The following is a 14,784-nucleotide window of genomic DNA, read 5'->3' on the forward strand; positions in this document are numbered from 1 at the left end:
ATAGAAATTAAGAATCTACAGTCAAACCCAGAAACCCAACTTCAAAACCTAAAACACAGATCCTAAACCCAAAATCTCGAATCCCGAATCACCAAACAAGTCTTCGACGATCTTACATGCTGTACATTTCAAAATTAACGATTCCGTAATTTTTTATTCGCAAAAATGTAGTATTCTTGCTGAAACTTATATTCATATGAAAAAAATCATCTTATTTTCTGTATTCGCGGGACTTGCCCACGCTCAGGCTCCTGCAGGATACTACAATTCTGCCAGTGGACTAAGCGGTGCAGCACTGAAAACTGAATTAAGCAGCATTATCACCAACGGGCATATTGATAAAGGCTACAGTGGACTTTGGACAGCATATAAAACCACTGACATTGATAAGGACTACGAAAATGACGGGACTATCCTTGATATTTATTCTGAAAAGCCTACAGCTGCTGATTCTTATACCTATACTCCCGGTACCAACCAGTGTGGTACGTACTCTACGGAAGGAAATTGCTATAACAGGGAGCATATTGTGCCTCAAAGCCTTTTCAACCAAGCCTCTCCAATGGTTGCTGATATTCACTTTATCAGAGCAACAGACGGGAAAGTAAACGGAATGAGAAGTAATTATCCTTTCGGAAAGGTAGGAAGTGCTTCTTTTACATCACAGAATGGCTCAAAGCTTGGAACTTCCATTTCTTCAGGATATTCGGGGACAGTATTTGAGCCGATTGACGAGTTTAAAGGAGATGTGGCCCGTATGATTTTCTATTTTGTAACCCGTTATCAAAGCAAACTTTCTACTTTCTCATCAGGAGACATGCTGGGAAGCTCTACATTCCCTGGATTACAGACATGGGAGCTGAATGTTCTGCTGGCATGGCATAACCAGGATCCGGTTTCCCAGGCTGAGATCAAAAGAAATAACGCATCATATACTTTCCAGGGGAACAGAAATCCTTTCATAGACAATCCGAATTATGTAAATCTTATCTGGGGCTCTCAGCAGCCTTCAGGTGATACTCAGGCACCTACTGCAGCAACAGGACTGAATGTTTCAGGAACAACTTCCAGCAGCATCTCTCTGGCATGGAACGCTTCCACTGATAATGTAGGGGTAACGGCCTATAATGTTTATATGAACGGAAGTCTGAAAACTACAGTAAACTCTACTTCCACAACAATTTCAGGGCTTACTCCTTCCACAACTTACAGCTTTTATGTGGTAGCAAAAGATGCCGCAGGAAATTCTTCATCAAACAGCTCAACGGTTTCCGGTACCACCAACTCAGGAGGTACAACTCCGGCAACGAACTGTGCCAATGAAAATTTTGAAACAATTCCTGCTGCCAATTCTACCTATACAACCAGAACATGGAGCAACGGAGGCATTTCCTGGACAGCAACGGATGCAAGAACAGATCAGACTATCAACAATAAGGCTATTACCGTAAGAAACGGTTCTTTAACTTCCGGCAGCTCTGCCAACGGTATTGGATCTTTAACAGTGACGACACAGCTTAAATTCTCAGGAACTAATGGTACTTTTGACGTAAAGGTAAACGGAACAACGGTAGGAACTATTCCTTACAGCACTTCATCTACAACTACTACCATCAGCAATATCAATATTTCCGGAAATGTGGTGGTAAGCCTGGTTAATAATTCAACAAGCAACAGAGTAGCTATTGATGACCTTGCATGGACCTGCTATTCCGGATCAAGTGCAAGAATGGTTCAAAATACAGCTGCTAAAAACACGTCCAACAGTTTTAAGATTTCTCCGAACCCTGTTACCAATCAGGAGATTTTTGTAAAAGGAGATCTTCAGCAGGTAAAAAAAGCTGAGATTTATAATCTTCAGGGGAAAACTCTTCAGACGATTGATCAGCCTTTCAGAAACGGAAACTCTATTAAAACCAGAAATCTTGGTCAGGGAGTTTATATTTTGAAGCTGGATCAGGTGACAATGCAGTTCCTTGTAAAGTAATTCAAATACTGATTCAATATAAAAATGCCGGTCTTTTTAAACCGGCATTTTGTGTTTTTTAAACTATCGCACATTTTGCTGATTGAGCTAATGTTTTTACGCAAAGGTTTTATTTTTATAATATTTTATTTTAGAGGGCAAAGAGGAATCAGCAAGCTGATCCGACTAAGCAAATGTTTTATTTTTTTTGTTTGTTCTTATCTTAATTCAATTAATTCAGAGATATTTTATCCAGATCCGGATATCCTGATCCTTTCAGAAGGTCTTTCCACTCTTTATTTTTGAAAACGAAAAGATGGCAGCGGTATTCATCAGGTCTGTTGTCTACTTTGGTTTCGCAGTAATAATAGAGCATATCTTTATTTTTCCAGATCGCTACTTCCTGTCTGAGTTTATTATGGGTCTGAATAATCTCATTGTCTTTAACTTCTGATTCAAAGCTTTCGCGTAGGGTATCAAAAGTGGGTTTCTGAAGTGTTTTGTTTAGGTTTTCAAAGAGTGCTGTTTTTTGCTGCTCTGTATAAATATCAATCTGGTACATTCCTAATTCGTCTTCTTTTTCATTGGCAAGCGGGCCAATCTCCTGGTCTACTTTTCCATAATGTAAAAGGACTTTATTGATATTTTTATTATTCTTTCCTTCTAAATCTATCCCATTGAAATGCAATAGTTCTTTTGATGCAAAAGCCAGTCTTTCATTTCCTATCAGGGTTACTTCATTGGTGCGTACGGCTTCTTTTGCTGTTGCTCCGGCAGATTTTAAAATTTCATTGATATTTTGTCCGACAGTAACGTTTGCAAGATTAAAGGGCTCTGTCTGAGTACTTCCCTGTGTTTCAACCACAGACTCACTATCTTTATTTTGCTGCTGGCTGCATGAAGCAAATTCCAAACAGATCATTGATATTAATGCATATTTCAATTTCTTCATAATGTTAGTGTTAGTATCCGGTTATCAATAATAAAACAGAAAAAATAGGATTCAAGTATATGGAAAAATGAATTTTATTCATTTTGTTCTTGCTTTTACTTCTTTCATTCCCTCGATAAGAAGTATATTTCTTTTTATTTTGCCACTTACATTTAATTCATATACTTATACCATGGGGATGCAGGAGGTGTGGGAAATTTTAATCCAAACACGGCGTTGTTGCGGTATGCATCTTTGGTAACAGCAATGTATTTATTTCTTATTCTTCCGTCATTTTCAATGGAGATACTCAATATGGAGTAATTTCTTCCATCGTCCCAGAAAAAAGAGGCCGGATAGGTAAATGAGTCTTTCTCATTTTGATTGTATGAAACTTTTTCCGGGGACAGTTTTTTAAGCTTTTCAAAGATAGGCTTTATAAATTGGGTATCTACAGTTGCTTTATCTGTAATAGAAGCTGTAGGTTTTCCATGCTGTTTCATTATTTTTTCTACAAATTCCAGGGTATATTTTTCGCAGCATTGGTATCAATAGCACCTACTTTTCCTTTATACACTGTAATTCTTGTGCCCATTGTATTGTCTAACGGAATATTTCCATAGGATATTCCTTTATTTTCATCAGCATAGTACTGAATAATGTCTGGTTTGGCTGTATCTTTGAGAAACAGGTCTTTGTTTTCAAAATCATATTTTTTTGCATCTTCACCCAATGATACGGCTGACAGGTCAAATGATTTATTTCCACAGCAGATATTGATCAGTACAACAAAAATCAATATTACAATCCTTGCTTTTTTCATCATATTAAATATTTTTCCTGAAATTACTGATTGTTTTTTTCTTTAATTATTTTAGACCAGTCGGTAAACATTTTGGTGATGGTATTGGCATTGATTAAACTGAAAAAAAACATTCCCATTAGTACTGTAAGCCAGCAATAGGCCAGTTTCACTCCGTTTTTATCGGTAATAAAAAAAAGTACAAATATGGTGATAGCCCCCAATATAAATGTAAAAAGCAAAGTATACATCAACACATGAATGATATACATATTGAATGTAAGCTTTCTGAAAATCCATCCTATCACGGCAACCGGAATAAACAACAAAAGCGGCAGAAACATAGCGCCGAAAATGGTTACTTCCGGGAAATCCGCTATTTTATCTTCTAATCCGAAAAAGGTATTAAAACTGAACCCCGTCATACTGTTTTTCTTCGTTTGTTATTTCCAGTAAAGTTTTGTCTTTATAGCCTAACATTTTCGCCAATATCACATTGGGAAATTCATGGATTCCTATGTTATAAAGGTTAACGCTGTCATTAAAAAATTCTCTTCTGTCTGCTATTCTGTTCTCCAGATCGGAAATTCTTTTCTGCAGTTCAAGGAAATTATTATTAGACTTCAGTTCGGGATAGTTTTCTGAAACAGCAAAGAATGAAGAAAGTGCTTTTGAGGTTTCATTGGCAATCTCTGTTCTTTTATCTGCATCCGTACTGTTATGATAAAAGGTCCTGAGTTCTGTAAGGCGGGCAAGGAGCTTTTCCTCATAGTTCATAAAGTGTTTGGCAACCGTAACAAGATTGGGGATCTCATCTGCACGCTGTTTCAGCACTACATCAATATTTCCGTAAGCTTTTTCAACGTTAAATTTGAGCATAACCAGCTTGTTATACAGATTGATCAAAAAGCTGATGATAACTACTCCCAGCAGAATAAGTAATATGATGGCGACCGTCTGATTCATTATTGTGTAAGTATATAAATAATTATTAAAAGGATAATGGAGCAGGTAAACATAAATGACCTCAGCAATGGCTGGTATTTGTTCCACACTGTGATTCCTGATGCTGATGTAATTCCGAGAATTTTATAATGTTCATCTTTTCTGATGAAAGGAACTCCGTTTTTGGAATCCGCATAGCCTACCAACAGCATTTTCTGCCCGTCTTTTAAAAGCGTTTCTTTGTACCTTTTACCGCTATGGCTGCTTATATTGGTTTCTCCCAATAAGACCAGCTCAATTCCTTCCGCCTCTACGTCTATTGTTCCGGTAGCATCTGTGACCTGGAAAACATTGCACTGTGTTTCCCTGTGAATGGTTCGGTAGCTTTCTTTACCATCAGAATCTCTCTCAATATCTTCTATGGTATAATAATATCCGATACAGACTTCATTCTTCACCGGTGAAGATAAAGGATCTTTCATGATTAAGGCCCCTTCAATTTCTACCAGTCCTTTGGCTACTGAATGGATTTTTGAAGTTGGAAGAGATGACTGTAAACGTAAAAACCGTTTTCCGGCACCAGGTTTCATTAAGGTGATAAAGATCAGAACAAAAACCGCTAAAGGAATAATAATTATGGCCTTTTCCGCATAGCTGTCATAGTTATTGGCAATTTCATAAGCATATTCATGTAATGGCATTTTATCTTTGAAAATAACCCATAATATAAAATAAATAAAACATGATGCTATTATTCCCAGAATAATATACCCTATGTATGATCTTCCTTTGTTACCTTCCATCTACTTTGTCCGAGCACTTTACTTTTCAAAAATTTAATACAATATTTTTGTAAAGTTATTGTATTTACTATCTTCCTTCAGTATTACTTTTCTTTTTTTAAATGACTTCGAATTCTTCTTTTCCTTGTGGAATATGAAACATCAGCTCCAGCATTAATTCTTCACCGGTTTGGTCTTTATAAAGGAAAAATGCAGGTTCTCCGTTTAATTTTTTATAGGTTGCCAGTTTTCCATTGCCATAGATTTTCAGAATCCTGTCTTCCGGCAGCGGCATCATTCTAAATCCATTATTAAAATCTTCTAATAAGCTGTTTAGCCTTGCTTTTGTATCTGCATTGCTTAAATACATGGATAGAGCCATATTTTTTTCACGGTTCTTTATCATTTCAAAGTAAGATTCATATTGTTTTGAGCTGATAAGACTGCTTATTTTTTTGTATGCTGAATCCAGTTTTGTACTAAGGTAAGAATTATCTTTTGAAATGGACAGCAGATCACGGCTTTGTTCCCAGCTCATCATTTTATAAGGAATTTCAGCCTGAAAGGATGATTTATGACTTAGTGAAGGCAGTTTCTTTGCGGTTTCCTTTTCTGAAAACTGGAAATGACCACAATCTTTTTCATGAACAAACTGATCATTAAAAACATCAAATAATTTGACCGTATATTGAAATGCAGTTCTTGAATCTATATGCTGTTCTCCTGTAACCGGCAGAAGTTTAATCTCAATTTTTTGTTCCCCGGAACTGCTTATTCCGAAATTAACAGGAACATTGGGAGACATTTGTCCTTCGGTTTCCAGGGCGATAACGGGGATGTCATTCACCAGAACTTCGAATTTGCAATAAACAGCAGTAAAATCAATGGTATAGTAAGGTTCTTTGGCCATTATTGTGGTTATTTATTGTAAAACATATCGAGACTGCGGTAAGAAACCCATTCTTTATATTTCGGGTTTGTTTTATCTAAAGCAAAGATCTTCAATGTATTTTCATTGGGTTTCTTAGAAAGATTAACGGTGTGAATGGTGAAGAAGGTTGTTTTAGCTTCCTTGTCCTCCCAAACCTGTATTGTTTCTTCTATATGATCTGTTTTGAATTCTCCGTTTTCATCAAGGAAAATGGGTCTTTCTTTTGTATTTACTTTTTTATCTGAAAAGTCAGCTTTATGTCCTGCTTTTTTTTCAATAGCGCTCAGGATGGCATCTGTATTCGGATTATTTTGCAATACCATTTCGTAGCACCATATTTTTTTATCGTTCTTTGAATAAAAAACGGAAACGTCATCCGCAGCCGGTTGCAGGGCGTTATTAAACAACGACAGGTTCAGGTTTTTATCTTTTGGAAATTGAAATTCAACATAATCCACCGAGGTATTAAAATCACCTGAAGCATTGTCGTTACTACTTAATCCAATTCCTTTAAGCAGGTCTTCTCCATTGGTTCCGAATTTCAGATCTTTAAAATCCATTTTTCCTTGTGTGTTGTTTACTGCTTTATTGGTAACGTTGGTATTGGCTGTCTGGGAAACTGATTTGTCTGTTCCTTTTTCCTGACAGTTCATGAGAACAAAGCTCAAAGCGATTTGGCATATAACGATCTTTTTCATTCAACTTTTTATTTAATCTTGTTCTTTACTGTATACACTATACGGGTAATTTTCTACCTTTTTATTGTTTTTTATCCTGAATTTCAAGTACTCAGAATATTTTGTAGCCTGGGTAGCATTAATGATCAGTGTGGTAAAGTTAGTATTTAAACACAACAGATCCGATTCTTTTGTTTTTTCGCCTTGTATTTCGGCGTTTCCACTATTGAGAATGTAGAGCTTTCCGGAAGTTTCCCAGATGATATTTCTTTCTGTTTCGTTTCCTTTATCAAAGGCTGGTTTTCCCAGTTTTCCAAGAAGGAGTTTTTCCAGCTTTTCGCTTTCCTTCTGTGTATACAGATGGATTTTATAGCCGTTTATCTCTTTTGCATCTCCTAAAAGCTCAAGATAATTTTTTCCGGCATACGTTGCAGAATTGCTTTTAATTTCATTGGCGAAATACTGTCCATATAAGCTAAAAGCATTCATATCTTTTACCTGATAGGCGATAAGATTTTCATCTAATGCAGATTTCTTTTCTGTATAGTCAAGTCCGTTTAAAATCTTTTCTTTTTTCACAGGAAAAAGAACATTGGATAAGTCCTCTTTTGCGGTACTGCATGATATAAACAGAGACATCATTAAAAGTAGAAGCATATTTTTAATTTTTCTTTTTTTCCCAAAGTAATATTTTGTTATCATAACCGGCTAATTCTGCTAAATATTTCATGATATTAAATCCGTCAAAAAATGTACGGGTTCTGTTGTAATTCACCGGAGTCCAGTCTGAGCTTACTTTTTTATAGGTAAATCCGGCTTTTACCATGATGACTACAGTTCCCACACATGGGTCTATACTTAAACTCGGGATATAATAAATTCCTGCAGTAGAGTCATATTTTAATTTATGCCCTGAAGTAATTCCCATGGTAGCTCCTGCTGTTAATTTTCCTTCGACATGCCCTTCCAGCTCCGGTTTTTTTGTAGTCCCGATAACCACAAACATTCCTTTTAATTCAAGTCCTGATTTTAATTCGACTGTGATGTTTGAGCTCAGATCAAAGTTAACTTCCTTATCTCCTTTAACGGTACTGAATGAACCATCAATAACGCCATCTACTTTTCCTTTTACTTCGAGATCAATGTACATTTTAAAGTTGATAACTACATGTTCTGTTTCATATCCTTTGCTTGCCCATTCTCTTACCATACTGAAGATTTCAAGAGCCAGTGCATTTCCTGTTCCGGCTGAAGCTACAGCAACTCCTGCCTGAACAATTAAGGCCAAAAGGTCAAAAACAATCGCCAGCTCAACCAAAGGCTTTGCTTCGATAAAGAGCATCAGTTTGGTTCCTATATCAGAATGTGCTTCATTCACATCTGCTTCCCATTCTGCTCCAAAATATAATGCGGGGGCATTTAATTTTATTTCAAACGGCAGCTTTCTTCCTACTCCTTTGGACACCACCCCTTTTGTTTGTGATGTGATCCCCTGAGACATTTTTTTAACGGAAGAAATGATGGAGAAAAGTTTACTGATCTTGTCTTTATATTTCAGGGTAAGCTCCGGTTTACAGTAATAGCTTCCATCTTTTTGTTTGTCATAAGAAGCTTTAAGCTCAACTCCGAATTCTACGTCTGTATATTTTCCTTTTTCTTCATTGGCCAGGCTCAATGCTTTGCTTCGAAGTTCTTTATGTTTTTCAGGAGTCATTTTCTGCCATTTTATACTTAAGCTGTTGCTCAGGTTGATAAAAAAGGCAAACCTCCATTTTATATCCGGATATGCTTTGATTAATACCGTGGTTCTTTTTTCATTGCTGTAATATCTGCAGGTATGCACATGCATATGAAACTGATTGGGATTGGCAGATGCAGGCCATATATATTGCATGAGGGTCATGGATTGGGCATCAAATCCTACTCCTCCTCCAAAGTTATACCTGCTCAGCGGAGCATACACTTCATAAGGAAAGGATGGTGTTTGAAAGCTTTTCTTCGGATCTCCTTTATCTATTGCCAGTCCTGCGTCTACAATATAAATTTCTTTTTTATGCTTGTTTTTGGTGTCTCTGAAACAGCTGTTGGTATCAAATCCTGTAACATCAATGATAAGTTCTTTTTTTGTAGCTGAAGTAGGGGCTATTACAGCATAATTGATCGTCTGGGCATCGTGGGCATTGAATACAAACGAGATGTCTACTCTACGGTTGTTTTCGTAGTCTTTTTCGTTTTTGTATTTGATATTATCTCTTCCCATTTTATCATCTGTGGGATCTACTTCTCCTTTTCCTACTGAGATGATTCTTCTGGGATCTAATCCTCCGTCTGCAAAGAATTTTTTTACCACATCGGCCCTTCTTTGGGAAAGTCCTCTGTTGTAATTTTCTTTTCCTATAACGCAGGCATAGCCACTGAGATTCATGGTGGAATCTTTATGCTCGAGGAGGAATTTGAGTACATTATTCAGGATGGCTACTCCATCTTTATCTATGACTGTGGAATCAAATTTATAAAAGATCGTTCTCTGAATATGCTCCTGTAATGCCGCAGATTTTATCTGCTTTACACCGTCCCCGTTTTTAAATACGGTAGCTATAGTATTGTTGGCTTTTCCATCTTTTGTTTCATTTTCAGTGATCTTGATGGTCTCAAACTTACATGGTTCCTGCCTTACGGAGTTTACATCCGGCTTATATACTTTGGTTGGAGTCTGATTCTGGGCTCCGTTGGTATTGGTGGTAACTATTTTATTTTTGACATTCAGGTAGATGGCGTGAAGATCATCACCAAGTTTATCTTTGATGTATTGTTTTGATGCTGTATCTTTAACTTTAACATAGAATTCTTCCACATTCTGAATATTATCCACATACGCCATCCAGGCAAAGGTATTTTCTATTTTCAGATTTACTTCCCCATCTATTACCTGTACATTATTGTAGGTATGTACCAGTTTATCTGCTTTTGCCGACTGCTGGTTCCACAGTTCAATGCTGACGGTATTTCCATTCAGTCCTTCCGTCATCAGGTTCAGATGAACAATATGCCCATAGGAAATATACTCAGTTTTTTTATTGTTTTTTATGCTTTTGCTGTTTTTTTGTGTGGACCATTTGCTGCTTACAATAATGGGATCACACCAGCCTTTTACAAATAATCCTGTATTACTTTTGGTATCTCTTACTCCTGAAAGACTGGCTTCAATATAAAACTGATAGCTTCCGCAATATTGTTTATCTATTAAAAATTTATATCCTCCTGCAGACGTCATCTGATTGATAATAATTTTCCTGCTGCTGTTTTGTCTCATCCAGGTAAGAGGCTTTTTTTTGTCTGCATCTGTGGTTCCCGGCAGCCATTCTTCAACACCAAACTGCACCCACTGATCCGGTTTTATTGTTACCCTTTGCCCTAGTACAGACATTTTGGGGTAATACAGTCCGCTTACAACTTTTATTTTTTTTACGCCTTTTGCCATTTTCTTATCATTTAGATTGCACTATCCTGCCCTCCTCCTGAAGGCTGCTCATTATACATTTCTTCGGAATCTACCAACGGATTGATCTGCTGCTGGACATCTTTGTCTGCATTTTTGAAATTCTGCTGGCTGGCTTCAGCTCTCTGTCCGTGGTCTATAATTTCAATGCATGGCGTTCCGGCAATGGCACATACTGCTTTGCTGTCTTCTACAATGATATATCCGCCATTGCTGAGCTGTACTTTATCATAGAATTTCTGCCATTCTGTAACCATAATTTTGCAGGGTGGCGGCGGAACTCCCATTTTGGTACAGTTTCCGAATGTATTTTTTTCAAATGTGGCTGCTCCTATTTCTTTCGTGGTGGCGATCAGTTTTTTGGAAGCGCTTTTATCGTTGGCATATTCTTTTTGATGTGTGAGTACTTTAAGCTTATCCGGAACCTGCCCGAACTGGCATTTGCACATGGCGCCCTGTACTACAATATGTTTTTCTGCCATATTAATTTTATCTTTGGTGAGGTGGTAATTTATTATTCATCAATTCCTGAAACTGATACTGAAATCTTTTTCTCCTCCTGCAGCATGATACTGCATTCCAGGTAAAGAGATTCCGGAAGTGAAGTTTCTCCTTTCAAATAGCTTATGAGTCTGAAAGTTCCTTCTTCATTCATTACAGGCTCATCTTCTATAATCAATGAAAAGGGTGATTTTCTTATAAAGTCATCAATGTCTCTTTCTTCATATAATGTTCCGGATCCTTCTATAGTGATCAGCCCTGTTTCTCCTTTTAGCGGATCTGTTTCCAGTGTCAATTTATATCTGGGTTCAATCGGATTGTCCACTACCGGAAAGGTTGCTGTCATTTCTGTTCTATATTCCTTGCCGAAACTTTGGTATATCCCAAAGAATAAAGCACGGATGAAATAATCATTTTTAAGGTAAAGACTGATGGCTTCAGGCTGGCTGATCACTTTTTCAATCTTTCCGCAGTACCCATCCACGGTTTCGCCTTCAAATTCTTTATATAATTCTTCTTTTACAGCAGGCCATCTTTTGGGAAATGTTTCAGCGTTTTCTACGGTTTCAAATTTCCCATGTTCATCTGTACTGATCTGTAAAGGATATAAAACCTTTGATGTTCTGTAGGCCAGCAGATCTGCAATTTCATTCACTTCTTCTTCGTTGAGATATAAGTTCGAAGTCCTGTCTATCTCAAAAAAATGCCCTTTTTCTGTTTTCAGCCAGCGAACGGATGTTTCATATTTTAATTCACTTTGGGTATTTCCTTTTTCAATGGTAATGACAACACTGTATTTCCGCACTGAATTTTCCGGCTGAAGGATAAGGCTGTTTCCTCTTCCGAATTGTACCAAAAAGTTTTTATCTGCAACAGCTGTTCTCGGAACAAAGAGTTCTTTCTGTCCGTTAAGGTTGATCAGTATCATATCCTTAACAGCACAATGGTTATTATGGAAGAGTTTTAATGCATCTTTATCGAGCCCGTACAGCGAGGCTATACTTTTTAAAGTTTCATCTTTCTGAACGGTATGTATGTTGTATTTCTGCATAAAAATATTCCTGCTTCAACTGCTTTCTTTGTATACTATTATTAAAAATGGATAACCCTTGTTCTGTTTGGTCTCGGATCCATACCAATTCCTTCTCTTCTTGCCGACCAGTGAAGGTATTTATGACGAAGCTTTCTTAAATCGTCCTGTTCCTTTACTTCTTTCTGATAGTCTGCATAACGGTTTTCCGGGATTTCGTTTCCTCCGTAGGCATCACGCAGATTTTTATAATGTTTGAAGGAATAAGGTTTACCGTCTCCCATTACATAGGGTCTTAGACGGTCTTTTATTCCTATTAAAAACGGATCATCCAAAATGGAATATTTATCGTCTGTCAGTTTCTTAATGGTTATCGGAAGGTTTTTTCCAACACTGTATTCCGCCATAAAATGCAGAGGAATATAGCTGTAAGTTTTCAGCAGATAGCGCGACCCTCTTAGTGACAGATAAAATCCGGGAGTAATGGTAAGTTCGTCTTTTCCATACCAACCTTCATTTTCGAGCTCTGTTTTTAATGCTTTTAATTTGGAGCTGGTTGTCCAGGATGTTTCAACTTCCTCCCACGTTTCCTGTCCGTTTTCATAGGCACCTCCTACGTCACAGTGTACTCCGGGGAATGTTTTTTCAGTTCCGATATGTACTCTCGTAAGGTCAAAATTTTCCCTGTGTTCATCTTCTGCAGTAAAGTGAACGACTGTCTGGGCTTTTCCGATATCATTCAGGCTCAGTTCTTCTACGTCATTGCTGAAATCGGGTACTGGTGACAGGTATTTTGAATAGGAAGAAACAGTATCGTAAATTCCCAGGAATCTTACTTTTAAAACATCTACTTTTAATCCTGCTTCTTCGAGTTTAAGGCCAAGATGTCCCCATTTTGGAAGTTCTTCTGAAGCTACTCCTTTTCCATCGTCATCCGAATAGGTAGTAACGGAAACGGCTTCGTTGGCAACCGTGCGTGAAGTGGCTTTATATTTTGCTTTTCCGATTTCGTATACAAAATTACGGGCTGCAGCGGCACCACGGCTGAATCCGAATACATCAAAAGTAAGCATGGCAATTTTATCGGCTTTCTTTTCTGCTTTAATGGTTTTTACCTTTTTTACAATTTCTTCACAGCCTTTTCTTACCTTCGACCTGATCCCGGTTTCGCCAGTTCCGAAAGCATATCCCAGCGTAGCATCTCCTTCTTTATCCTGAGTACCGATCCCTTCTATATAAATTCCGAAGTTTTTATCATAATTATCCCACATACGGGCTACATTACTCCAGTCATTGTTGTAGCTGGTATTATCTGAAGATTTACCGCCATGTTTTTTATGGGCATCTGTCCCTTTTTTTCTTTCGTCTGTATTGGTTTTATTATTCAGGGTTCCGTCAAAAAAAATCCCAATGGTAATATCCAGTACTTCCTCTTTGGATACAGATGGTGTATAACTTCCAAATTGATTGTTGTGCATAGTTCTTGTTTTTAAATTGACTGGGTGAATGCTATCATTCTATTTTTCGGGATACCCTGATTTTTGCTTTGGTAACGGCCAGTTTTTCTTTTTCAGATTCTAAGGATACTAAGACTTTAGTATTGTCTTCGTTGACTGTAATGGTAAGATCAATATTTTTGTCTTTTCCCAGTTTCTGAAACAGATCAAATATTTCTTTGTCATCAAAAGCGTCTATCCATACCGCATATCTGTTGTTGTTTTTATCTTTCCAGTAAAAACCGCAGAATTTTGGTACAGCTCTGCTCTTGTAGGTATTTTCTTTTAAGCTCTGATCAAAAAGATTTTCCTGCTCTCCGTTATAATTGGTAAAACCGAAATCTATCCATGTGGCTCCTTCAGGAAGAATCACGGAAGGTTTCCAGTTGTATTTTTCTCTGTATACGTTATAAATATCTGCTGGCGGATAGCCTTCTTTTTCAATTTTCTCGCGAACTTCCGGCTTGAATGTCTTGTAAGACGGATCTTTCAGCATTCTGTCTGCAAAGCCGTCTTTCAGCATATACTGGGCATTATCGTATGCTTTTTCTTTGGTAATAATGGTATCATGAGCCTGGAAAGCGCCTATTTCTTGCTGGTTCCCGGGACCTTTCATCCAAAGTACAACTCTTCCCTGTGGAGCTAATCCTACTACAAAAGTGTTGTATGTAGATTTCTTTTTTGTGTCCTGATCTATAAATCCCTGATCAAAAAGGTTTTTAATCTTTTGTTTATCAAGATTCCATTTTCCGGTGTAGAATTTCTTTTCAACCAGAGAATACCATGTGAATTCCAGCTCATGGGGAGCCTCCATTCTTTCGGTGGTCACGTTCATGGTACCGCCTTCTTTACCCCATCCTGTATTCTGTGTTCCCCAGATTGCATCAAAAGCATAGGTAAAACCATCGGCAACAATAGCTCCTTCATATACTTCCATCGGATATTCCTGCGGGGCAGAAACGGTTCCCAGCCAATTGTATTTTTCTTCCATTTTTTTATTCTGACAATTCGTTAATGAAAAACACCCTATTAAAAGAATCAGCAGGTTGTATTTACTTATGGCCATGTGACATAATCTTCTTGTTACTCGCTAAAACCAGATTTTCTTTATGGGCTTCCACATTGATTTTCTTTGCTATTTTCTCCACCTTTTTTCCTACGCTAAGATGATAAGAATCTTTGACTGTAATGCGCAGATTGGTTGCTGTCTTAATGATCGCCATA

16 protein-coding genes are annotated in these 14,784 nt (G+C 37.4%); 1 reads left to right on the forward strand and 15 read right to left on the reverse strand.

Annotated elements, in window-relative coordinates; translation table 11 throughout:
- The first annotated feature begins 196 nt into the window (after positions 1 to 196).
- Positions 197 to 1,987 carry an endonuclease gene (locus tag ACP3T3_RS09130; RefSeq protein ID WP_426479571.1) on the forward strand — a complete coding sequence of 597 codons (1,791 nt, stop codon included), beginning with the start codon at positions 197 to 199 and terminating at the stop codon, positions 1,985 to 1,987.
- Positions 1,988 to 2,198: 211 nt separating this feature from the next.
- On the opposite strand, the gene ACP3T3_RS09135 is transcribed toward ACP3T3_RS09130, so the two are convergent.
- The 15 genes from ACP3T3_RS09135 to ACP3T3_RS09205 all read right to left on the reverse strand — a co-directional run bounded on the left by ACP3T3_RS09135 (position 2,199) and on the right by ACP3T3_RS09205 (position 14,783).
- Positions 2,199 to 2,918, reverse strand: a complete 720-nt coding sequence (locus ACP3T3_RS09135) for a hypothetical protein (protein WP_426479572.1) — start codon at positions 2,916 to 2,918, stop codon at positions 2,199 to 2,201.
- A gap of 152 nt (positions 2,919 to 3,070) precedes the next feature.
- The gene (locus ACP3T3_RS09140; protein WP_426479573.1) at positions 3,071 to 3,400 is read right to left on the reverse strand and encodes a hypothetical protein; all 330 of its coding nucleotides are present in this window, start codon (positions 3,398 to 3,400) and stop codon (positions 3,071 to 3,073) included.
- A gap of 8 nt (positions 3,401 to 3,408) precedes the next feature.
- Positions 3,409 to 3,723 (reverse strand): hypothetical protein, encoded by a 315-nt coding sequence (locus tag ACP3T3_RS09145; protein ID WP_426479574.1) that lies wholly within the window; start codon positions 3,721 to 3,723, stop codon positions 3,409 to 3,411.
- Positions 3,724 to 3,743: 20 nt separating this feature from the next.
- Positions 3,744 to 4,124, reverse strand: a complete 381-nt coding sequence (locus tag ACP3T3_RS09150) for a hypothetical protein (RefSeq protein ID WP_426479575.1) — start codon at positions 4,122 to 4,124, stop codon at positions 3,744 to 3,746.
- Positions 4,105 to 4,665 (reverse strand): LemA family protein, encoded by a 561-nt coding sequence (locus ACP3T3_RS09155; protein ID WP_426479576.1) that lies wholly within the window; start codon positions 4,663 to 4,665, stop codon positions 4,105 to 4,107. Before ACP3T3_RS09155 ends, ACP3T3_RS09150 begins: the two co-directional genes overlap by 20 nt.
- A complete protein-coding gene (locus tag ACP3T3_RS09160; RefSeq protein WP_426479577.1) occupies positions 4,665 to 5,447 on the reverse strand; it encodes a hypothetical protein in 783 nt (260 codons plus the stop codon). Before ACP3T3_RS09160 ends, ACP3T3_RS09155 begins: the two co-directional genes overlap by 1 nt.
- Before the next feature lie 97 nt (positions 5,448 to 5,544).
- Positions 5,545 to 6,336 carry a hypothetical protein gene (locus tag ACP3T3_RS09165; protein WP_426479578.1) on the reverse strand — a complete coding sequence of 264 codons (792 nt, stop codon included), beginning with the start codon at positions 6,334 to 6,336 and terminating at the stop codon, positions 5,545 to 5,547.
- A gap of 8 nt (positions 6,337 to 6,344) precedes the next feature.
- Entirely contained in the window at positions 6,345 to 7,055 is a 711-nt protein-coding gene (locus tag ACP3T3_RS09170) for a hypothetical protein (protein ID WP_426479579.1), read from the reverse strand.
- Between the two features lie 12 nt (positions 7,056 to 7,067).
- On the reverse strand, positions 7,068 to 7,691 hold the full coding sequence (locus ACP3T3_RS09175) for a hypothetical protein (RefSeq protein ID WP_426479580.1): 624 nt from the start codon (positions 7,689 to 7,691) through the stop codon (positions 7,068 to 7,070).
- Positions 7,692 to 7,695: 4 nt separating this feature from the next.
- Positions 7,696 to 10,515, reverse strand: coding sequence for an OmpA family protein (locus tag ACP3T3_RS09180; protein ID WP_426479581.1), 2,820 nt, complete (start codon positions 10,513 to 10,515; stop codon positions 7,696 to 7,698).
- Between the two features lie 11 nt (positions 10,516 to 10,526).
- The gene (locus ACP3T3_RS09185; RefSeq protein ID WP_426479582.1) at positions 10,527 to 11,015 is read right to left on the reverse strand and encodes a DUF4280 domain-containing protein; all 489 of its coding nucleotides are present in this window, start codon (positions 11,013 to 11,015) and stop codon (positions 10,527 to 10,529) included.
- A 32-nt stretch (positions 11,016 to 11,047) separates the two neighbouring features.
- Positions 11,048 to 12,085, reverse strand: coding sequence for a hypothetical protein (locus ACP3T3_RS09190; RefSeq protein WP_426479583.1), 1,038 nt, complete (start codon positions 12,083 to 12,085; stop codon positions 11,048 to 11,050).
- 41 nt (positions 12,086 to 12,126) lie between these two features.
- On the reverse strand, positions 12,127 to 13,542 hold the full coding sequence (locus ACP3T3_RS09195) for a T6SS phospholipase effector Tle1-like catalytic domain-containing protein (protein WP_426479584.1): 1,416 nt from the start codon (positions 13,540 to 13,542) through the stop codon (positions 12,127 to 12,129).
- A gap of 34 nt (positions 13,543 to 13,576) precedes the next feature.
- Entirely contained in the window at positions 13,577 to 14,551 is a 975-nt protein-coding gene (locus ACP3T3_RS09200; RefSeq protein WP_426479585.1) for a DUF2931 family protein, read from the reverse strand.
- Between the two features lie 61 nt (positions 14,552 to 14,612).
- The gene (locus ACP3T3_RS09205; RefSeq protein ID WP_153816338.1) at positions 14,613 to 14,783 is read right to left on the reverse strand and encodes a hypothetical protein; all 171 of its coding nucleotides are present in this window, start codon (positions 14,781 to 14,783) and stop codon (positions 14,613 to 14,615) included.
- Position 14,784: the final 1 nt, after the last annotated feature.

Origin of the sequence: Chryseobacterium sp. CBSDS_008 (genome assembly GCF_049959325.1) — a bacterium.
Classification (GTDB): Bacteria; Bacteroidota; Bacteroidia; order Flavobacteriales; family Weeksellaceae; genus Chryseobacterium.